Origin of the sequence: Thermomonas sp., from assembly GCF_041905325.1 — a bacterium.
GTDB lineage: Bacteria > Pseudomonadota > Gammaproteobacteria > Xanthomonadales > Xanthomonadaceae > Thermomonas.
In genome coordinates this window covers 18673-39165 of sequence record NZ_JAYRLK010000003.1, presented here as the reverse complement: position 1 = coordinate 39165, position 20493 = coordinate 18673, and the positions used below count along the sequence as shown (strand labels likewise).

Sequence of the window (20493 nt, the reverse complement as noted above, 5' to 3'; positions counted from 1 at the left end):
GGCCCCTTTCCGTGATTCCACTATAAATAGCGCCCGGGGCACCTGCTCCGGGCGTTGGCATCTTCACCGGCCGCTGCGCCGGCCCTTCTGCACCCCTGGAATCCCGCTCCGCCATGGCCAAGAACCTGCTCATCGTCGAGTCGCCCGCCAAGGCCAAGACGATCAACAAATACCTCGGCAAGGACTTCACCGTTCTCGCCAGCTACGGCCACGTCCGCGACCTGGTGCCCAAGGAGGGCGCGGTCGATCCCGACAACGGTTTCGCGATGCGCTACGAGACCATCGACAAGAACGAAAAGCACGTCGATGCGATCGCCAAGGCTGCCAAGAGCGCCGACCACCTCTATCTGGCCACCGACCCGGACCGCGAAGGCGAGGCGATCAGCTGGCATATCGCCGAGATCCTGAAAGAGCGCAAGCTGCTGGAAGGCAAGTCGCTGCAGCGGGTGGTGTTCACCGAAATCACCCCGCGCGCAATCAAGGAGGCGATGACCCAGCCGCGCGGCATCGCCTCCGACCTGGTCGATGCCCAGCAGGCGCGGCGCGCGCTGGACTATCTGGTGGGCTTCAACCTGTCGCCGGTGCTGTGGCGCAAGATCAAGGCCGGGCTGTCGGCCGGCCGCGTGCAGAGCCCGGCGCTGCGCATGATCGTCGAGCGCGAGGAAGAGATCGAGGTGTTCAAGGCCAGCGAATACTGGACGATCGACGCCGAATGCGCGCATCCGTCGCAGCCGTTCACCGCCAAGCTGGTCAAGCTCGACGGCAAGAAGTTTTCCGCCGACACCGCCAAGCTCGAGTTCAGCCTGACCGACGGCAAGACCGCGGAAGCCGCACGGCTGCGGATCCAGCAGGCCGCCGCCGGCAGCCTGCATGTGACGGACGTCGCCAGCAAGGAGCGCAAGCGCCGCCCGGCGCCGCCGTTCACCACCTCGACCCTGCAGCAGGAAGCCGCGCGCAAGCTCGGCTTCACCACCCGCAAGACCATGCAGGTGGCGCAGAAGCTGTACGAAGGCGTACCGCTGGGTGACGAAGGCAGCGTGGGCCTGATCAGCTACATGCGTACCGACTCGGTGAACCTGTCGCAGGACGCGCTGGCGGAAATCCGCGACGTGATCGCGCGCGATTTCGGCATCGGCGCGTTGCCCGACAAGCCCAACTTCTACCAGACCAAATCCAAGAACGCGCAGGAAGCGCATGAAGCCGTGCGCCCGACCTCGGCGTTGCGCACGCCGGCGCAAGTGGCGCGCTATCTGACCGACGACGAGCGCAAGCTCTACGAGCTGGTGTGGAAGCGCGCGGTGGCCTGCCAGATGATCCCGGCCACGCTCAATACCGTCAGCGTCGAGCTGGCCGCCGGCAGCGAGCACGTTTTCCGCGCCAGCGGCACCACCGTGGTGGTGCCCGGCTTCCTCGCCGTCTACGAAGAAGGCAAGGACGGCAAGGGCAAGGAGGACGAGGACGAAGGCCGCAAGCTGCCGCAGATGAAGCCCGGCCAGAGCGTGCCACTGGACCGCATCCACGCCGACCAGCATTTCACCCAGCCGCCGCCGCGCTTCACCGAAGCGGCGCTGGTGAAGGCGCTGGAGGAATACGGCATCGGCCGGCCGTCCACCTATGCCTCGATCATCCAGACCCTGCTGGGCAAGCAGTACGCGGTGCTGGAAGGGCGCGCGTTCAAGCCCACCGACATCGGTCGCGCGGTCAGCAAGTTCCTGTCCAACCACTTCACCAAATACGTCGATTACGACTTCACCGCCAATCTCGAGGACGAGCTGGATGCGGTGAGCCGTGGTGAGGAGAACTGGATCCCGTTGATGGAGAAATTCTGGGGGCCGTTCAAGGAATTGGTGGACGACAAGAAGGCCACGCTGGACAAGGCCGATGCCGGCAGCGTGCGCGTGCTGGGCAGCGACCCGGCCAGCGGCAGGCCGGTCAGTGCGCGGATCGGGCGCTTCGGCCCGCTGGTGCAGATCGGCACCGTGGAAGACGAGGAGAAGCCGCGCTTCGCCTCGCTGCGCCCCGGCCAGAGCATCTACAGCCTCACCCTGGCCGAGGCACTCAAGCTGTTCGAGATGCCGCGCCAACTCGGCGTGGACGACAATGGCGAAGAGGTGAGCGTGGGCATCGGCCGCTTCGGTCCGTTCGCCAAGCGCGGCAGCACCTATGCCTCGCTGAAGAAGGAGGATGATCCCTACACCATCGACCTCGAGCGGGCGGTCTTCCTGGTCGAGGAGAAGGAAGAGATCGCGCGCAACCGCGTCATCAAGGCGTGGCCGGGCCACGAGGTGCAGGTGCTGAATGGCCGCTTCGGGCCCTACATCAGCGACGGCAAGCTCAACGGCAAGATCCCCAAGGATCGCGAGCCGGCTTCGCTGTCGCTGGAGGAGACGCTGCAGTTGCTTGAGGAAACCGGCAAGCCTGCACGCAAGGGCTTCGGCGCGAAGAAGGCGGCGGCGAAGAAAACCACCGCGAAAAAAGCCGCCGTGAAGAAGGTGCCCGTCGAGAAAGCGGTGAAGAAAGCCGTGGCGAAGAAGGCCGTGGCGAAGAAAACGGCAACGAAGAAGGCGGTGAAGAAAGCGGCGGCGAAGAACACCGCGCGCCCGTATTCGTCCGATCTCGAGCCCGCCAAGCCATTGCTGACCGCCGCCAAGGTGGAACCCGGCAAGAAGCGCGTGGTGAAGAAGCCTTCGCGCGAGGATGCGCCGTTCTGAGCTTTCTGCCGTCATTCCGTCTTCGCGGGAATGGCGGGAACATGCCCGCATGAATCTCCAGACTTCCCTCGCTTCCGCCCTCGCCGCCCTCCGCAGCGGCGGTCTCATCGCCTACCCCACCGAAGGCGTGTGGGGATTGGGATGCGATCCACGCGACGAGGCGGCGGTGCTGCGCCTGCTGGCGCTCAAGCAGCGTGAGGTGGCCAAGGGGCTGATCCTGATCGCGTCGAGCGAGGCGCAGCTCGCGCCCTTCATCGATGCCGCATCGCTCGCCGACGCGCAGTTGGCCGAGGTGCGCGCGAGCTGGCCCGGGCCGAACACCTGGATCGTGCCGGCGTCGAAGGATGCGCCGCGCTGGATCACCGGTACGCATGACGGCATCGCCGTGCGCGTTACCGCGCATCCGCTGGTGCGCGCGTTGTGCGACGGTTTCGGCGGCGCGCTGGTGTCCACCAGCGCCAACATCGCCAGCGAGCCGTCGCCGCGCACGCGCGCGGAACTCGATCCGCGCATCGTGGCCGGCGTCGATGCCGTGACCGATGGCGAAACCCTGGGGCGCGCGCAGCCCAGCACCATCCGCGATGCGCGCAGCGGTACGACATTGCGCTGAAACCCGCATCAGGCCTGCGTTTGCTGGCGGCGCAGGCGGTTGCAAGCGCAACCAAAAATAATTTCCGCCGCACTCTTGCTGCGTCGCTGGAAGTGTGCTTTAGTCGAATTGTGCACCGCGTCAATTCAGGATGGATGACGCGCCGTGTTCCCCAAACCTTTCACTTCGGACACTACGATGCGGCGCAGCCCGACTCGGGGTCTGTACGACCCTGCCAGTGAACATGACAGCTGTGGTTTCGGCCTGATCGCGCAGGTCGAGGGCGGGGCCTCGCGGGCGATCGTCGATGGCGCGCTGGAAGCGCTGTCGCGGATGGCGCATCGCGGCGGAGTTGCGGCCGATGGCCTGTCCGGTGATGGCTGCGGCGTGCTGCTGCACGGCATCGACGGGTTCGTGCGTGCGTTGGCGAACGATGCCGGCATCGCGCTGCATGCCGGGCCCATCGCCGTCGGCAACGTGTTCCTGCCTCGGGACGCGGCGCTCGCAGCGCGCTGCCGCGAGGTGCTGATGCACGAACTCGGCAACGCCGGCCTGCGCGTGGTCGGCTGGCGCGACGTGCCGGTGGATCCGTCGGTCTGCGGCGAACTCGCGCGCGCTTCGCTGCCGCGCATCGCGCAGGTGTTCGCGGAGAGCGACGGTGACGATGCCGATGCGTTCGAGCGCGCGCTGTACATGGCCCGCAAGCGCGCCGAGCAGGTGCTGCGCGAGGTGCCCGATTTCTACGTGGTCAGCCTGTCCACGCGCCTGCTGGGCTACAAGGGCATGGTGCTGCCGAAGCACCTGCGGCAGCTGTTTCCGGATCTTGCGCATCCGCTGCTGGAGGCGCGCGCGGTGCTGTTCCACCAGCGCTTCTCCACCAACACCCAGCCGCGCTGGCCGCTGGCGCATCCGTTCCGCCGGCTGGCCCACAACGGCGAGATCAACAGCATCGAGGGCAACCGTCGCTGGGCGCAGGCGCGCAGGGGCGTGTGGAAATCGAAGCTGCTGGACCTCGCCGGCATCGACGAAGTGGTGTCGATGCATGGTTCCGATTCGCAGTCGCTGGACAATGCGCTGGAGTGGCTGCTGCTGGGTGGCATGGACCTGCCCAAGGCGATGCGCATCCTGATGCCGCCGGCCACCCAGTCGCTGGAATACAAGGACGCCGACCTGTCGGCGTTCTACGAGTACTACGCGATCAATTCCGAGCCGTGGGACGGCCCGGCCGGCGTGGTCACCTGCGATGGCCGGCACGCCGCCTGCACGCTGGACCGCAACGGCCTGCGCCCGGCGCGCTGGCTGCTGACCACGGACGGGGTGTTCGCCATCGCCTCCGAAGCGGGTGTGCTCGATATCGACCCCGCGCGCGTGCAGGCCAAGGGCAAGCTGGGGCCGGGCGAGATGATCGCAGTCGACCTGGTCGCCGGCCGGCTGCTGGACAACGACGCCATCGACGCGCTCAACCGCGCGCGCGCGCCGTACAAGCAGTGGCTGCGGCAGGGCATGACCTACCTGCACACCGAACTGATCGATCCGGCGCTGTGCGACGTGCCGTTCGACGACGCCACCGTGCTTGGCTTCCAGAAACTGTTCCAGCTCACCCGCGAGGAACAGGAGCGGGTGCTGCGGCCGCTGGTGGAAACCGGGCAGGAAGCCATCGGTTCGATGGGCGACGACATCCCGATGGCGGCGCTCAGCCAGCGCGTGCGGCCGCTGTACGACTGCTTCCGGCAAGCCTTCGCGCAGGTCACCAACCCGCCGATCGACCCGCTGCGCGAAGCCTGCGTGATGACCCTGTCCACCCAGATCGGGCGCGAGGGCAACCTGTTCCACGACGGCCCGGACAACGTCGACCACGTGCTGCTCAATTCGCCGGTGCTGTCGCAGCGCAAGCTGCACCAGCTGCTGGCCCTGCCGCGCTTCTCCGCCCGCTACCGCTACATCGACCTGTATTTCGATGACGGCACCACGCTGGCGCAGGCGCTGGACCGCATCTGCGCCGAGGCAGAGGACGCGGTGCGTGCCGGCGACGAACTGCTGGTGCTGTCCGACCGCCGCCCGCGCCGCGGTGCGGCCGCCGTGCACGCGCTGCTGGCTACCGGTGCGGTCCACCAGCACCTGGTCCGCGCCGGCCTGCGCTGCGACGCCAACCTGATCGTGGAAACCGGCACCGCGCGCGACCCGCACCATTTCGCCTGCCTCATTGGTTTTGGCGCCACCGCGGTCTATCCCTATCTCGCCTACCAGACCCTGCACGCGCTGGGCCGGCGCGGCGTGCTGGGCGGCAAGACCGCCGCCGAGCCGCAGCAGATCGGCCGCAGCTACCGCCGCGGGGTGAAGAAGGGGCTGCTGAAGATCCTCTCGAAGATGGGCATCGGCAGTATTGCCAGTTATCGCGGCGCCGGCCTGTTCGAGATCGTCGGGCTGGCCGACGAGGTGGTGGCGCGCTGCTTCGACGGCACGCCCTCGCGGATCGGCGGTGCCGGCTTCACCCGGCTGGAAGCGGACGCGCGCCAGCTTGCCGCGCACGGCTGGGACGACGACGCGCTGCCGGAGCTGGGCGGGTTGCTGCACTACGTCCACGGCGGCGAATACCACCAGTACAACCCGGGGGTGGTGCAGTCGCTGCAGCACGCGGTGCTGACCGGCGATCGCGCCGATTGGAAAACCTGCGCCGCCCATGTCGACACGCGCCCGCCGGCGGCGCTGCGCGACCTGCTGCGGCTGAAAACCGCCGCGACCCCGCTGCCGCTGTCGGAGGTGGAGCCGGTGGCCTCCATCGTGCGCCGCTTCGACAGCGCGGCGATGAGCCTGGGCGCGCTGTCGCCGGAAGCGCACGAAGCGCTGGCCATCGCGATGAACCGCCTCGGCGGGCGCAGCAACTCCGGCGAAGGCGGCGAAGACCCGGCGCGCAACGGCACCGACCGGCGCAGCAAGATCCGCCAGATCGCCTCCGGCCGCTTCGGGGTGACGCCGGACTACCTGATCCATGCCGAGGTGCTGCAGATCAAGCTGGCGCAGGGCGCCAAGCCCGGCGAGGGCGGCCAGCTGCCGGGCAGCAAGGTCAACCCGCTGATCGCGCGGCTGCGCCACGCCAAGCCCGGCATCGGCCTGATCTCGCCGCCGCCGCACCATGACATCTATTCGATCGAGGACCTTGCCCAGCTGATCTTCGACCTGCGCCAGGTCAATCCGGAGGCGCTGATCTCGGTGAAGCTGGTCAGCCATGCCGGCGTCGGCACCATTGCTGCGGGCGTGGCCAAGACCGGTGCCGACCTCATCACCATTGCCGGCCACGACGGTGGCACCGGCGCCAGCCCGATCGGCTCGGTGCGCTATGCCGGCGTGCCGTGGGAGCTGGGCCTGTCCGAAGCGCGGCAGGCATTGCAGGCCAACGAACTGCGCGGGCGCGTGCTGCTGCAGACCGACGGCGGCCTGAAGACCGGGCTGGACGTGATCAAGGCGGCGCTGCTGGGCGCGGACAGCTTCGGCTTCGGCACCGCGCCGATGATCGTGCTGGGATGCAAGTACCTGCGCATCTGCCACCTCAACAACTGCGCCACCGGCATGGCCACGCAGGACGAGCGCTTGCGCCGCGACCATTTCAAGGGCCTGCCCGAGCGCGTCGAATGCTACTTCCGCAACGTCGCCGAGGACGTGCGCGAATGGCTGGCCCTGCTGGGCCTGCGCACGCTGGACGAGGCGATCGGCCGCACCGACCTGCTGGAACAGCACCTGCGCGCGACCCGCGAGGATGTCGACGTGGACCTGTCGCGGCTGCTGGCGCGCGATCCGGCGCAGGCAGCCGCCTACTGCGGATCGCCGGCGCTGCAGGCGCCGCCGGACGGCCTGGCCGCGCAGCTGGATGCGGCATTGGCGGAGGCCATCGAGCGCGGAGCGGGCGGCGGCTTCGTCGGCACCATCCGCAACACCGACCGCAGCATCGGCGCGCGCCTTTCCGGCCGCATCGCCCGCGTCCATGGCGATACCGGCATGAGCGCCGTGCCCATCGACGTGCGCCTGAGCGGCAGCGCCGGCCAGAGTTTCGGTGCGTTCAACGCCGGCGGCCTGCACCTGTACCTGCAGGGCGAAGCCAACGACTATGTCGGCAAGGGCATGGCCGGCGGCCGCATCGTGCTGCAGCCGCCGGCCGGCAGCCGCTTCGCCTCGCAGGACGCGCCGATCCTCGGCAACACCTGCCTGTACGGCGCCACCGGCGGCGAGCTGTTCGCGGCGGGCCGCGCCGGGGAACGCTTCGCGGTGCGCAACTCCGGTGCCACCGCGGTCATCGAGGGCGCGGGCGACCACTGCTGCGAATACATGACCGGCGGCGCGGTGGTGGTGCTGGGCCGCACCGGGCTGAACTTCGGCGCGGGCTTTACCGGCGGGCTGGCCTATGTGCTGGACCTGGAGCGCGATTTCGTCGATCGCTACAACCACGAGCTGGTCGATATCTCGCGGATCACCCCGGAAGGCCTGGACGGCTACCGCCAGCACCTCACCGACCTGCTCGAGGCGCACGCGCGGTTGACCGGCAGCGCCTGGAGCGCGCGCATCCGCGACGACTTCCGCGACTTCGTCGGCAAGTTCTGGCTGGTCAAGCCGAAGGCGGCGAGCCTGGAAGCGCTGGCGAATGAATTGCGGAGAGCGGCATGAAGGGCCTTCGACTCAAGGGTCGTCATTCCCGCGAAGGTGGGAATCCATGGACGTTGGCTCCCTGCGATAGAGACAACAGCAAAGTCCCTGGATTCCCGCCTTCGCGGGAATGACGAGCAAAAGCAAAAGCCCCCGCTTGCGTTGTTTACCGAGACAGCCAATGAGCAAGAAGCAACTCTTCCAGTTCCTCGACGCCCCGCGCGAGATGCCGGCCAAGGTGCCGCTGTCCGAGCGCGTCGCCGGCAGTTTCGACGAGCTCTACGGGCGTTTCGGGCAAGCCGAGGCCGCGCACCAGGCCGGGCGCTGCCTGGACTGCGGCAATCCCTATTGCGAAGCCAAATGCCCCGTCCACAACTACATCCCCGACTGGCTGCAGCTGGTGCAGGAAGGCCGCATCGTCGAGGCGGCGGCGCTCTGCCACGAAACCAACCCGCTGCCGGAGATGTGCGGGCGCGTGTGCCCGCAGGACCGGTTGTGCGAAGGCGCGTGCACGCTCAACGACGGGTTCGGCGCGGTCACCATCGGCGCGGTGGAGAAGTACATCGTCGATACCGCCTTCGCGCAGGGCTGGCGGCCGGACCTGTCGAAGGTGAAGCCCACCGGCAAGCGGGTGGCGGTGATCGGCGCGGGGCCGGCGGGGCTGGCCTGCGCCGACCGGCTGGCGCGCAGCGGCATCGAGGCCACCGTGTTCGACCGCTACGAGCAGATCGGCGGCCTGCTGCAGTTCGGCATCCCCAGCTTCAAGCTGGACAAGGCGGTGATCGCCACCCGCCGCGCGGTGCTGGAGGGGATGGGCGTGCGCTTCCGGCTTGGCGTGGACGTGGGCCGCGATGTCGGCATTGATGCGCTACTGGCCGAGTTCGATGCGGTGTTTCTCGGCCTCGGCGCCTATCGCTATACCGACGGCGGCCTGCCCGGGCAGGAGCTGCCGGGCGTGCTGCCGGCGCTGCCGTTCCTGGTGCAGAACGGCCGCATCGTCACCGGCCACGATCCGCAGGGCCGCCCGATTGCCGGCTGGGAAGACCAACTCGTGCTGCCCGAGTTGCGCGGCAAGCGCGTGGTGGTGCTGGGCGGCGGCGATACCGGCATGGACTGCGTGCGCTCGGCGGTCCGCCTCGGCGCGGCCAGCGTGACCTGCGCCTACCGTCGCGACGAGGCCAACATGCCCGGCTCCGCGCGCGAGGTGGCGAATGCGCGCGAGGAAGGCGTGCAGTTCCTGTTCAACCGCCAGCCGCTGGAGATCGTCGGTGACGGGCAGGTGCGCGGGGTGCGGATGGTGGAAACCCGGCTGGGCGCGCCCGATGGCAATGGCCGCCGCAGCGCCGAGGCGATCAACGGCAGCGAGTCGCTATTGGATGCCGACGTCGTCATCATCGCCTTCGGCTTCAGCCCGCGTGCGCCACGGTGGCTGGAAGCGCTGGGGGTGCAGGCGCAGGCCAACAGTCGGCTGATGGTGGGCGGCAACGGCCGGCTGCCTTACCAGACCGCGCATGACGCGCTGTTTGCCGGCGGCGACTGCGTGCGCGGCGCCGACCTGGTGGTGACCGCCGTGCAGGAAGGCCGCGATGCCGCGGCCAGCATCGCGCGCATGCTGCGCGGCGCCAGGGCGATCCCGCTGGCGCTGACGGCCGCCTGAAAGTGCGCGCGGCGCGGGGTTCCGCCGCGCGCGCCGACGCGCCAAGATGGGGGCATGCGCGTCGCCGTTCCCCTTGCCGTCGTCCCGTTGCTCCTGTGCATGCCGCTGGCGGCGTGGGCGCAGGACACCGTCTTCTACAAATGCACCGATGCCAAGGGCCAGGTGTCGATGCAGAACGGCGTGCCCTGCGCGGCCGGCATGAAGCAGGAAGTCCGCCGCGTCGGCACCGTGCAGACCGCGCCGGCACCGGCCAGGAAGCCCGTGCAGGACACTCCGCCCGCGGCACCGCCGCAATACGGTGAATTCGTGCTGGTCAGTGGCCCGGCCGCGCGCCGCCGACCGGCCGTGGAGGCCGCCGGGCTGCCCCCGCCGCCCCCGCTGTACCAGTGCCGCACCTGGGACGGCGCGACCTACGATGGCGACACCGCCACCCCGCCTTCCCGCTGCGTGCCGTTGCAGGTGGTGGGCCTGGACGGCAGTGCCGGCGGCGAGCTGAGTGCCGCCTGCGAGGTGAAGCAGGACACCTGCACCGAAGTGCCGGCCGCGCAGTTGTGCACGGCGTGGTACCGACGGCTGGACGAAGCCGACTTCAAGCGCCGCTATGCCGACGCGCACGACCTGCCGGCGCGCGATGCCGCCCATGCCGCCATCGCGGCGACCATCAAGGCCAGCCGGTGCGCCACCGAGGTGCCGCCCCCTGCAGCGGTGCCGTAAGCTGGCCGCGCGGATGCCGGCGGCATGCGGGCGAGGACGGGATGCGGGAATCGACGGAGTGCATGGCGTAGATGGATAGCGGTGGTCTCGAATTGGTGCTGGTGTTCCTGCTGGCCGCGGTGCTGGCGGTGCCGGTGTTCAAGAAAATCGGACTGGGGGCGGTGCTGGCCTATCTGGCCACCGGGGTGTTGCTGGGGCCGCATGCGCTGGCCTTGGTTGGCGACCCCGGGCGGGTGCTGGCGGCCAGTGAAATCGGCGTGGTGATGCTGCTGTTCGTGATCGGGCTGGAATTGTCGCTGCCGCGCCTGAAGGTGATGCGCAAGCCGATCTTCCTGGTCGGCGGCCTGCAGGTGCTGCTGTCGGGCGCGGTGCTGGGCGCGCTGGCGCTGCTGGGCGGGCTGGCGTGGAGGGCGGCGCTGGTGGTGGGCCTGGGGCTGGCGTTGTCGTCCACGGCGGTGGGTCTGCAACTGCTGGCCGAACGCAAGGAGCTGGCCAGCGAGCACGGCCGCCTCGCCTTCGCCATCCTGCTGTTCCAGGATCTTGCCGCGATCCCGCTGCTGGCGGCCATCCCGTTGCTGGGCAAGGCCAAGGACGCAGGCCTGGGCTGGGACGACGTGTTGCGTGCGGTGGCGCTGATCACGGCGCTGGTGGTGGGGGGGCGCTACCTGTTGCGCCGCCTGTTCCGGGTGATCGCCCGCACCGATCTGCCGGAAGTGTTCACCGGCGCGGCGCTGCTGGTGGTGCTGGGCAGCGCGTGGCTGATGCAATGGGCCGGATTGAGCGCGGGCCTGGGTGCGTTCCTGGCCGGGGTGTTGCTGGCCGAATCCGAATACCGGCACGAGCTGGAAGCACAGATCAAGCCGTTCGAAGGCTTGCTGCTGGGGTTGTTCTTCATGGCCGTGGGCATGGGTATCAACGTGCAGCGGATCCTCGCCGAGCCGCTGCTGGTGGCCGCCGGGGTGGTCACCTTGCTGCTGGTGAAGTCGTTGCTGCTGTTCGCGCTGGGGTTGCGTCCGGGGCGGCTGGCCGCACGCGGTGCCTGGCTGATGTCGGGGGTGCTGGCGCTGGGTGGGGAATTCGCGTTCGTGGTGTTTGCCGAAGCCGGCAAGGCGCGGCTGCTGGATGCCGTCACCCGCGACCGCCTGGCCGCCGTGGTCGGCTTGTCGATGGCGCTGACCCCGTTGTTGCTGATGCTGGCCGGCAAGCTGCTGGCGGACAAGCATGCCAGCGAGACGCACGAGTACGATGCGATTCCGGAAGCCGGCCACCCGCAGGTGCTGGTGGCCGGCTTCGGCCGTTTCGGCCAGATCGTGGCGCGCCTGCTGCGCGCGCAGGGCATTCCCTACATCGCCATCGATCCCGACATCGAACAGGTCAACCTGTCGCGGCGGATGAGCACCGACCAGATCTACTACGGCGACCCCACCCGGCTGGCGCTGCTGCGCTCGGCCGGTGCGGCGCGGATCAAGGTCTTCGTGGTCGCCATCAACGGTGTCGAGGCCAGCTTGCGGATGGTGCGGTTGGTGCGCAAGCACTACCCGCAGGCGCTGGTGTTCGCCCGCGCGCGCGACCGTCGCCATGCCTGGCAATTGGTGGATCTGGGCGCGCGGGCACTGCGCGAGACCTACGGCAGCAGTCTGGAAATGGGGCGCGAGGTGCTGGTGGCGCTGGGCATGGCGCCGGAGCATGCGCAGGATCGCGCGCAGCGCTTCCGGGAGTGGGACGAAGCCCTGCTGGAGTCGCAACGCATGTTGCAGGACGACGAGGATGCCCTGCTGCAAACCACCCGCGATGCGCGGCGGGAACTGGATGCGTTGTTCGAGGCCGACGCCGACGAGCATGCCGCGCTGCGGGCCACGCCGCCGGCACCGTAGCCGCGGCGCGCCGGTCTACTCGCGCAGGAAACGCGCCATCGAGACGCCGCTGCCGGGCGTGGACAGGCTGGGATGCGCCAGCTCCGCCGCCACTTCCATGTAGCCCCGCAGCAGCGCGATGTCGTGCGGGGTGCGGCCGTTGCCGTCGCGCTGGGTGGGGTCGGCCCCGGCGCGCAGCAATGCCTGGGTGACCCGCAACAGGCCGTGCAGTGCGGCCAGGTGCAGCGGGCCGTAGCCGCGCGCATCGCGTGCATCCAGCGCCACCTCTTCATCCAGCAATCGTTCCAGCGCGCCCAGCAGCACATCCTCGCTGGCGGGGGTGCCGGGCTCGGCGCGCGCGCCCAGCAGCAGCAGCAGCGGGGTGGTGCCGTTGGCTGCCGCGCACTGCGGGTCGGCACCGGCCAGCAGCAGCGCATCCAGCAGCGCCAGCAGGCGCGGGCGTTCGCGGGCGGTGAACCCGTACAGCGCCGCGCAATGCAGCGGGGTGAGGCCCTGCGCATCGCGGGCGTGCAGGTCGGCACCGGCCTGCAGCAGGCGCGCCACCAGTTCCGGCAGGCCCAGTGCGGCGGCCAGCATCAGCACCGTGACCTCGCCGGGCAGGCGTTGTTCCAGCCCGCAGCCGGCCTCCAGCAGGCGCTCCACGATGTCCAGGTGGCGCATGCTGACCGCCGCCGACAGCGCCGTGGCACCACTGCGGGCGGCCAGCCCGGGGTTGGCGCCCTGCGCCAGCAGATGCTGGACCAGGCCGCGATGGCCGCCACCGGCGGCACGCAGCAGGGCGGTGCAGCCCTGGCTGTCGGTGGCGTCCACCGGGAAGCCCAGTTCCAGCAGGCGGCGTACCGCATCAAGGTCGCCGACGATGGCCGCGGCCGGCACGTCGGTGGGCAGCAGCGGCCGTTGCGGCAGGCGCCAGCCGCGCCAGTTCAGCCAGTCGGCCAGGTCGCGGCGACCACAGGCCAGGGCAATGCCCAATGGGGTCTGGCCGTCGGCGGCGCGCCGGTCGGGGACCGCGCCCCGTGCCACCAGCAGCCGCAACGCCTCCAGCTGGCCATGGTGGGTGGCCAGGTGCAGGGCGGTGTTGCCGTGGCTGTCGCAGGCGTTGGGGTCGGCGCCGTGGGCCAGCAGCTGTTGCAGCAGCGGCAGCCACCCCAGGCGCACCGCCAGCAGCAATGGCGCTTCGCCGCCGGGGCCGGGGCCGAAGGGGTCGGCACCGCGTGCCAGCAATTCCAGCGCAAAATCCGGTGCGGCCACCGCACCAGCCCCCTCCCCGCCCGCCGCGAGGCAGGCGGTGAGGAAGCGGGCCAGCCCGCCGGCCCCGGCGGGGTTGGCCCCGGCTGCGAACAACGACCGCAGTTGCGGAATGCCACCCGCACCCAGATCCAGCGCGGCGTCCAGTGGCGTCGGCAGGCCGACGCAACGGGCATCGGGGTGGGCGCCGTGGCGCAGCAGCCAGTCGCTGCGGGCGGGATCGGCGGCCACTTCGGCATCGCACAGCAATTGGTCGAGGTCGGCGCGGGTGATGTCCGCCAGCAATTCGTCCAGTGGCAGGCCACGCGCGCCGGCCAGCAGGCGTTCGCGCAGCAGCAGCGATGGCGGGCGCTCATCCGCGTCCGGCACGGCGGCAGGGTCGGCACGCGGATCCAGCCACGCCAGCAGCGACCAGTGGCCGGCCTGGCGGGCGGTGTCCAGTGCGCTGCGGCCGGCGGCATCCACGGCCTGCGGGTCGAGGCCGCGTTGCAGCAGGTGCTGCACCAGTTCGGGCGCGGGCACCTCGGCGGCGCAGGCCAGGTGCAGCGCGTTGGCACCGCTGGCATCGCGGGCGTGCAGATCGGCACCGGCGGCCAGCAGGATGTCCACCATCGCCGTTGCGCCGGCCCGCGCTGCCTCCAGCAACGGTGAGCGGCCGGCAGCGTCGCAGGCCTGCACGTCGGCGCCGGCGACCAGCAAGGTGTCGGCAATCCCGGTGTGGCCGGCCAGTGCGGCTTCGTGCAGGGCGCTGCGGCCACGGTTGTCGGTGGCATTCACCCGCGCCTTGTGGCGCAGCAGCAGCTGCACGCCGGCGGCATCGTCTTCCTCGCTGGCGGCGGCACACAGCAGGGCCGGGCGGCCGTCGGCCGGTTCCGGGCGGGCCCCGCGCTCCAGCAGGAAGCGCGCCAGCCGCCAGTTGCCGACTGCACAGGCGCTGCCCAGTGGGGTGACGCCCTCCAGGTTGCGGGCTTCGATATCGGCGGCGGCATCGCGCAGCAGGGCGGCCACCGCCGGGTCGGAACTGCGGGCGGCGTGGTGCAGCGGGGTATTGCCGTCGGCATCGGCCAGGCGCGGGTCGGCACCGTTGGCCAGCAGGGTCATCACCGCTTCCGGGCGACCGTGCCAGCTGTCGCGCGTGGCGGCCAGCAGCGGGGTCATGCCCGATTGCATCGCGTTGACGTCCACCCCGCGCTCGATCAGCGCCCGCAACAGGCGCAAGTCCGGCAGCACCGCCGCCAGCACCGGCAGGCTGCGGCGGTCACGGGCGTTGGGTTCCGGCGCGGCATGCGGGTCGGCACCCTCGGCCAGCCATTGCAGGGCCTGCTCCACCCGCCCGGCGCGTGCGGCGGCATACAGCTCGCGCGCCAGGGTGGTGGCAGCGACGGCGGGATCGTTGCCCGGATCGCTGCGGGTTGGTGCGTCGGCCGTGTCGGCATCGGCGATCTCCGCGGTGGCCACCGCCACGGGCGGCACGCCGCCGGCCATTTCCACCACCGGCAGGCCATGGGCAACGGCGATGGTGGAAGCCGATTGCAGCACCGCATGCAGCAGCGGCAGCAGCAGGACCCAGGCCGCGGTGGCCAGCAGCCGTGGCGTGCCTGCCAGCAGCCCCGGCCAGGCCAACGCCAACGCCCCCAGCAGCATGCAGAACACCGGCAGCGCAACCTGCAACAGGCCGCGCCAGGCCGCGCGCGGCAGCGTGCGCTGCGCGGCCTGGCGTGCCCTTGCCGGGCCCCCCAGGCGCGCCAGCGCATGCCAGCTCGGCCATTGCCACCACAGCAGCACCAGCAGCGCCCCGGCCAGCCCGCTGGCCAGCAACGCACGCGCCAGCGAAGGGGCTGCAAGCAGCGCTGCCAGTGGCCCGCCCACCAGCAATGCCGTGGCCACCACTGCGCCGCCCCAGGCCAGCGCCAGCCGGCCGGCATCGGCCCCCAGCCCCTGGCGGGACCGGCTGCCGCGCAGCAGGGCCAGCCCCAGCGCCAGCGGCACCTGCGCCAGCCAGGCGGCCACCGGAACCAGCCGCGCATCCAGCGCGCAGGTGCCCGCCAACGACAGGCCGACGCCCAGCAGGAAGAGAGCCAGGCCGCGCGCGCGCTCAGGCATCGGTGCCCCAGTCGTCGCACATCGGGTCGAGGATGGTGGGCGGGAATTGCAGGTGGAAGCCACGGGTGGCGAGGTTGTTGCGCACCACCTCGGGGTTCTCGCGGGCCAGCGTGCGCCCGGGGACCAGGGCGACTTCCAGCACGAATTGCAGCGTGCCCATTTGCGCGCGCAATGGCTCCGGCAATCGCGCGAAGTCGTCGCGAGCGGCCAGATAGACGTAGGTATCGGCCTTTTTCAGGCTCTTGTAGACGAAAGCGAGCATCCGATCCGGGGGAATCGACAAGTGCGGAAACAATCACGGATTGTGCGGGAAAGCGCGCGGCGGCGAAACAGCGGCGCCGCCAGGCGGGACGTTCGGCACAAGCGCACCCGCATCCGGCTGCTACCCTGCCGCCTTCATTTCGCCGAAGAAGCCCCTGAATGCGCCTTGCCCCGCTTGCCTTCGCCCTGCTGGCCACCCTGTCCTGCGCGCAGGCCGCCGAACCCATCACCCTGGCCCAGGCGATGGCGGACCCGGACTGGATCGGCCCGCCGGTGGAAGGCGGCTGGTGGCGCTGGGATGGCAAGGCCGTGCAGTTCCTGGTCAAACATCCGGGCGAGACCTACCGCGACACCTGGCAGGTGGCACTGGATGGCAGCGCCCCGGTGGCGTTGGACAATGCCGCCCGCGCCGACATCGAAGCCGGCAACCTGGTGTACGCCGACGACGGCAGCCACAGCGCCTTCGTGCGCAGCGGCAACGTGTTCGTGCGCGACCTGCGCAGCGGCGCGCTGATCCAGCTCAGCCGCGACAACGACACCGCCAGCCACCTGCAATGGAGCCACGAGGGCGGGCTGGTGTGGGTGCAGGGCAACGCCTGGTACCGCTGGGACGGCCGCAGCGTCGGCATGGCGGCCCAGCTCAAGACCGAAGACGCCCCCGGCGCCGCCCCCAGGGCCGATGACCTGCGCGACCGCCAGTTGCGGCTGATCGCCACCCTGCGCGATGACCGCGCCCGTCGCGACGCCAATCGCGCGCAGATGGAGGCGATGCGCAAGGCCGACCCCACCCGCGCACCGGCACCGATCTACATCGGCAAGGGCGTGGACATCGCCGACTCCGCGCTGTCGCCGGATGGGCGCTGGCTGCTGGTGGTGACCAGCGAGAAGGGGGCCGATGGCGGCCAGGGCGGCAAGCTGCCGACCTACGTCACCGAGTCCGGCTACGAGGAATTCGAGGACGTGCGCACCCGCGTCGGCCGCAACCCGCCCGTGCCGCAGCGGTTGTGGCTGGCCGAGGTGGCCACCGGCAACGTCGCCGAACTCAAGCTCGACCGCCTGCCCGGCATCGCCGACGACCCGCTGGCCGCCCTGCGCAAGGCCGCCGGCAAGCCGGCGCAGACCGGCAACCGGGCCGTGCAGGTGGGCGGTTTGCAGTGGAACACGCGCGGCGACAACGCCGCGGTGATGCTGCGTGCGGTGGACAACAAGGACCGCTGGATCGCCAGCGTCGACCTGGCGGCCGCCACCCTGCAACCGCGGCATCGCCTGCACGACCCCGCCTGGATCAACTGGGAGTTCAACGACTACGGCTGGCTGCCGGACGGCAAGACGCTGTGGTACCTGTCCGAGGAAAGCGGCTACTCGCACCTGTACACGCTCGACGGCACCCGCCAGACCCAGCTCACCGATGGCCCGTGGGAGACCTCGCAAGTCAGCGTCAGCCGCGACGGCAGCACCTTCTACTTCCTGTGCAATCGCGCCGCACCGATCGATTACGAAGTCTGCAAGACCCCGGCGCAGCGCAACGCCGTGCAGGAAATCACGGCGCTCGACGGCGTGGAGGATTTCTCGCTGTCGCCGCAGGGCACCGCCTTGCTGGTGCGCCATTCCTCCGCCTACCTGCCGCCGCAACTGTCGGTGGTGGACGTGGATGGCCGGCGCGCGCGCCAGCTCACCGACACCCGCACGCCCGCCTACAAGGCGCACACGTGGGTGCAGCCGCAATTCGTGCAGGTGCCCAGCCGGCACGGCGCCGGCACCCTCTGGGGCAAGTTCTACGGCCCGGAGAAGATGGAGCCGGGCCGCAAGTATCCGGTGGTGATGTTCGTGCACGGCGCCGGCTACCTGCAGAACGTCTCCGCGCGCTATCCGAACTACTTCCGCGAGCAGATGTTCCACAACCTGCTGGTGGACGAGGGCTACATCGTCCTCGACCTGGACTACCGCGCCAGCCAGGGCTACGGCCGCGACTGGCGCACCGCGATCTACCGCTGGATGGGCAAGCCCGAGCTGGAGGATTACCTGGACGGCCTGGACTGGCTGGTGGCCAACAAGCAGGGCGACCGCGACCGCGCCGGCATCTACGGCGGCAGCTACGGCGGCTTCATGACCTACGTGGCGTTGTTCAAGGCCCCCGGCGTGTTCAAGGCCGGTGCCGCGCTGCGCCCGGTGGCCGATTGGTCGCAGTACAACCACGAATACACGTCCAACATCCTCAACACGCCGGAACTCGACCTCGAAGCCTACCAGCGTTCGTCACCGATCGAATTCGCCGCCGGCCTGCAAGACCACCTGCTGATCGCCCACGGCATGATCGACGACAACGTGTTCTTCAAGGACTCGGTGATGATGACGCAGAAGCTGATCGAACTGCGCAAGGACAAGTGGGAGCTGGCGCCTTATCCACTGGAGCGGCACGGGTTCACGCATCCCGACAGCTGGTACGACGAATACCGGCGCATCCACGAATTGTTTGGGCGGGTGTTGAAACCGTGAATTCTTCCGCTGTCCTTGCAGGTTTGACGAAGTTGAAGTGAATTGATCCAGAGATGCTTGTGAAAAAAGCCGGTGAGATGGCCGGCTCGGCTAAGACAGACGGGCGTTAACGCACGGCGTGGCGCTGTGGACGGCGTGCGTTCAGGGGGAAAAGTGATCCGTCAGTTCCATGCCGTCATACAGCAGGCGCAGCACTTCGATGGTGTCGTTGCCACGGATGCGGAACACGATGAAGTGACGGCCCTTGCGTCCGTTGCGTGCGACGTGCAGGGTGAGGATGCCATCGCCGAGATCGTTGCGCTGCTTCACTCCTAGAGTGTTGGGGCCGGATTCCAACGCAGCCAGCGCTAGTTTGATGGTGTCCTTGTAGATTCGCGTTTGCTGCGAGCCAAAGCGTTCCGCTGTCCAGCGAATGATGTGGGTGTAGTCTCGTTTGGCATCGTCAGTGCGCAGCACTTTCCAGACGGTGCTCATGCACGGGTATTCCGCTCGCTTTCCACTTCGCGGATGACTCGCTCGGCCTCCTCTTCGAAGTCATCCGCCAGCGCATCGATGCTTCCAAACGCGGTGTATCGTCCGGCCTCGATGTCGTCGATTCCCACTTGGATGGCCGCGCGCAGGGCCTTCAGCTTGGTCGCATGGTCGGTTTCACGCTGTTCCACCAGGCGCAGCCCCTCACGCAGCACTTCGCTGGCGTTCTGGTATCGCCCGTTGGCGACCAACTGTTCTACGAACGTGGCTTGGTGGTCGGTAATGACGACGTTGCGGGTGGGCATGACGAAGGCTCCCAAGAAAGCATTGGCAGATTATGCCAATGCATTGCGTAAGCGGCTAGAAGCCAAGCGTCATCCTCGAGCCTCCGCGACCATAGCTGGACGCCCTACCGCTCCAGAATCGCCACCACACCCATCCCGCCGGCGGTGCAGATGCTGATCAGGCAGCGGCCCTTGCCGCGTTGCTTCAGTTCCTTGGCGGCGGTGGCGACGATGCGTGCGCCGGTGGCGGCAAACGGGTGGCCGGTGGCCAGCGAGGAGCCCAGCGGGTTGAGTTTGTTGGGGTCGATGCGGCCCAGCGGCGCGTCCAGGCCGAGGCGGGTCTTGCAGTAGTCCTCGCTCTCCCACGCGCGCAGCGTGCACAGCACCTGCGCGGCGAAGGCTTCGTGGATTTCGTAGAAGTCGAAATCCTGCAACGTGAGGTGGTTGCGCTTGAGCATCTCCGCCACCGCGATGGTGGGGGCCATCAGCAGGCCTTCGCCGTGCACGAAATCCACGGCCGCCACCTGCGCATCGCGGATGTGGCACAGCACTTCATGGCCGTGTTGTTCGGCCCAGGCGTCGCTGGCCAGCAGGCAGGCGGCGGCACCGTCGGTGAGCGGGGTGGAGTTGCCGGCGGTCAGGGTGCCCTTGCCGGAGGTCTTGTCGAAGGCGGGCTTGAGCGTGGCCAGTTTCTCCACGCTGGTGTCGGGGCGCAGGATGTTGTCGCGGTTGACACCGCGGAACCCCACCACCAGGTCGTCGAAGAAGCCGCGCCCGTAGGCGGCGGCCAGCTTGTGGTGGGAGTCGGCGGCCAGCGCGTCCTGCGCCTCGCGCGGGATGCCCCATTCCTTGGCCATGTCTTCGCAGTGCTGGCCCATCGACTTGCCGGTGCGCGGCTCGGCCACGCCGGGGAAATCCGGCTTCAGCTCGCGTAGGCGAAAGCCCTTGAACGCCGCCAGTTTCTGGCCGAAGGTCCTGGCCGCCGCCGCCTTGAGCAAACGCGCACGCAGCGTCTTGCCGTACACGATCGGCACGTCCGACGTGGTGTCGGAACCGCCGCCGATGCCGGCTTCGATCTGCCCGGTCGCAATCTTGCCGGCGATGTGGAGCAACGTATCCAGCGAAGTACCGCAGGCGCGTTGCATGGTGATGCCCGGGGTCAGCGGTGACAGGCCGGAGGACAGCGCGGCTTCGCGGCCCAGGTTCCAGTCGGACGAATGCTTGATCACCGCGCCCATCGCCACTTCACCCAGCGGCTGGCCTTGCAGGCCGAATTTTTCCACCAGCGCGCCCAGCGTGCGCACCGACAGGCCGAGGTTGCCGACATCGGCATAGGCCGTGTTCTGGCGGCAGAACGGGATGCGCACGCCCCCCAGGACGGCGACGGGACGACCGTGTTGCATGACTCACCTCAAGGACGCGCCCGCCGCGCGGGCATAATGTGGGCCGA

11 protein-coding genes and 1 pseudogene are annotated in these 20493 nt (G+C 69.5%); 7 read left to right on the top strand and 5 right to left on the bottom strand.

The features are described 5' to 3' along the window. Nucleotides 1-113: 113 nt before the first annotated feature. The 6 genes and pseudogenes from ACE3OK_RS04305 to ACE3OK_RS04280 all read left to right on the top strand — a co-directional run. Nucleotides 114-2600: pseudogene (locus ACE3OK_RS04305) on the top strand (DNA topoisomerase I); the annotation flags it as partial. 160 nt (nucleotides 2601-2760) lie between these two features. Further along, nucleotides 2761-3321: a Sua5/YciO/YrdC/YwlC family protein gene (locus ACE3OK_RS04300; RefSeq protein WP_374248324.1), complete on the top strand. Its 561-nt coding sequence runs from the start codon at nucleotides 2761-2763 to the stop codon at nucleotides 3319-3321. A gap of 177 nt (nucleotides 3322-3498) precedes the next feature. Further along, a complete protein-coding gene (gene gltB, locus ACE3OK_RS04295) occupies nucleotides 3499-7956 on the top strand; it encodes a glutamate synthase large subunit (RefSeq protein WP_374248323.1) in 4458 nt (1485 codons plus the stop codon). Nucleotides 7957-8116: 160 nt separating this feature from the next. Beyond that, entirely contained in the window at nucleotides 8117-9592 is a 1476-nt protein-coding gene (locus ACE3OK_RS04290) for an FAD-dependent oxidoreductase (RefSeq protein WP_374248322.1), read from the top strand. A gap of 54 nt (nucleotides 9593-9646) precedes the next feature. Continuing rightward, nucleotides 9647-10306, top strand: coding sequence for a hypothetical protein (locus ACE3OK_RS04285; protein ID WP_374248321.1), 660 nt, complete (start codon nucleotides 9647-9649; stop codon nucleotides 10304-10306). 71 nt (nucleotides 10307-10377) lie between these two features. Further along, nucleotides 10378-12180, top strand: coding sequence for a monovalent cation:proton antiporter-2 (CPA2) family protein (locus ACE3OK_RS04280; protein WP_374248320.1), 1803 nt, complete (start codon nucleotides 10378-10380; stop codon nucleotides 12178-12180). A gap of 15 nt (nucleotides 12181-12195) precedes the next feature. Here the strand turns inward: ACE3OK_RS04280 and ACE3OK_RS04275 are convergent, their stop codons facing one another. Together ACE3OK_RS04275 and ACE3OK_RS04270 are read right to left on the bottom strand one after the other, a co-directional pair. Further along, on the bottom strand, nucleotides 12196-15531 hold the full coding sequence (locus ACE3OK_RS04275) for an ankyrin repeat domain-containing protein (RefSeq protein WP_374248319.1): 3336 nt from the start codon (nucleotides 15529-15531) through the stop codon (nucleotides 12196-12198). Beyond that, nucleotides 15524-15793, bottom strand: coding sequence for a YcgL domain-containing protein (locus tag ACE3OK_RS04270; protein WP_374248318.1), 270 nt, complete (start codon nucleotides 15791-15793; stop codon nucleotides 15524-15526). The genes ACE3OK_RS04275 and ACE3OK_RS04270 overlap by 8 nt, the downstream gene beginning before the upstream one ends. 158 nt (nucleotides 15794-15951) lie before the next feature. On the opposite strand from ACE3OK_RS04270, the gene ACE3OK_RS04265 reads away from it, so the two are divergent. Then, a complete protein-coding gene (locus tag ACE3OK_RS04265; RefSeq protein ID WP_374248317.1) occupies nucleotides 15952-18288 on the top strand; it encodes a prolyl oligopeptidase family serine peptidase in 2337 nt (778 codons plus the stop codon). Nucleotides 18289-18429: 141 nt separating this feature from the next. Here ACE3OK_RS04265 and ACE3OK_RS04260 read toward each other — a convergent pair whose 3' ends face one another. The 3 genes from ACE3OK_RS04260 to ACE3OK_RS04250 all read right to left on the bottom strand — a co-directional run bounded on the left by ACE3OK_RS04260 (nucleotide 18430) and on the right by ACE3OK_RS04250 (nucleotide 20446). Then, nucleotides 18430-18762: a type II toxin-antitoxin system RelE/ParE family toxin gene (locus ACE3OK_RS04260; RefSeq protein WP_374248316.1), complete on the bottom strand. Its 333-nt coding sequence runs from the start codon at nucleotides 18760-18762 to the stop codon at nucleotides 18430-18432. Then, entirely contained in the window at nucleotides 18759-19064 is a 306-nt protein-coding gene (locus ACE3OK_RS04255; RefSeq protein WP_374248315.1) for a type II toxin-antitoxin system ParD family antitoxin, read from the bottom strand. The genes ACE3OK_RS04260 and ACE3OK_RS04255 overlap by 4 nt, the downstream gene beginning before the upstream one ends. A gap of 104 nt (nucleotides 19065-19168) precedes the next feature. Next, nucleotides 19169-20446, bottom strand: a complete 1278-nt coding sequence (locus tag ACE3OK_RS04250; RefSeq protein WP_374248314.1) for an acetyl-CoA C-acetyltransferase — start codon at nucleotides 20444-20446, stop codon at nucleotides 19169-19171. Nucleotides 20447-20493 lie beyond the last annotated feature (47 nt).

Excerpts from the sequence above, each read along its gene's own strand:
- gltB (WP_374248323.1), top strand. The coding sequence starts at position 3,499 with ATGCGGCGCAGCCCGACTCGGGGTCTGTACGACCCTGCCAGTGAACAT.
- ACE3OK_RS04275 (WP_374248319.1), bottom strand. The coding sequence starts at position 15,531 with ATGCCTGAGCGCGCGCGCGGCCTGGCTCTCTTCCTGCTGGGCGTCGGC.
- ACE3OK_RS04280 (WP_374248320.1), top strand. The coding sequence starts at position 10,378 with ATGGATAGCGGTGGTCTCGAATTGGTGCTGGTGTTCCTGCTGGCCGCG.
- ACE3OK_RS04255 (WP_374248315.1), bottom strand. The coding sequence starts at position 19,064 with ATGCCCACCCGCAACGTCGTCATTACCGACCACCAAGCCACGTTCGTA.
- ACE3OK_RS04290 (WP_374248322.1), top strand. The coding sequence starts at position 8,117 with ATGAGCAAGAAGCAACTCTTCCAGTTCCTCGACGCCCCGCGCGAGATG.
- ACE3OK_RS04300 (WP_374248324.1), top strand. The coding sequence starts at position 2,761 with ATGAATCTCCAGACTTCCCTCGCTTCCGCCCTCGCCGCCCTCCGCAGC.
- ACE3OK_RS04260 (WP_374248316.1), bottom strand. The coding sequence starts at position 18,762 with ATGAGCACCGTCTGGAAAGTGCTGCGCACTGACGATGCCAAACGAGAC.
- ACE3OK_RS04265 (WP_374248317.1), top strand. The coding sequence starts at position 15,952 with ATGCGCCTTGCCCCGCTTGCCTTCGCCCTGCTGGCCACCCTGTCCTGC.
- ACE3OK_RS04285 (WP_374248321.1), top strand. The coding sequence starts at position 9,647 with ATGCGCGTCGCCGTTCCCCTTGCCGTCGTCCCGTTGCTCCTGTGCATG.
- ACE3OK_RS04250 (WP_374248314.1), bottom strand. The coding sequence starts at position 20,446 with ATGCAACACGGTCGTCCCGTCGCCGTCCTGGGGGGCGTGCGCATCCCG.
- ACE3OK_RS04270 (WP_374248318.1), bottom strand. The coding sequence starts at position 15,793 with ATGCTCGCTTTCGTCTACAAGAGCCTGAAAAAGGCCGATACCTACGTC.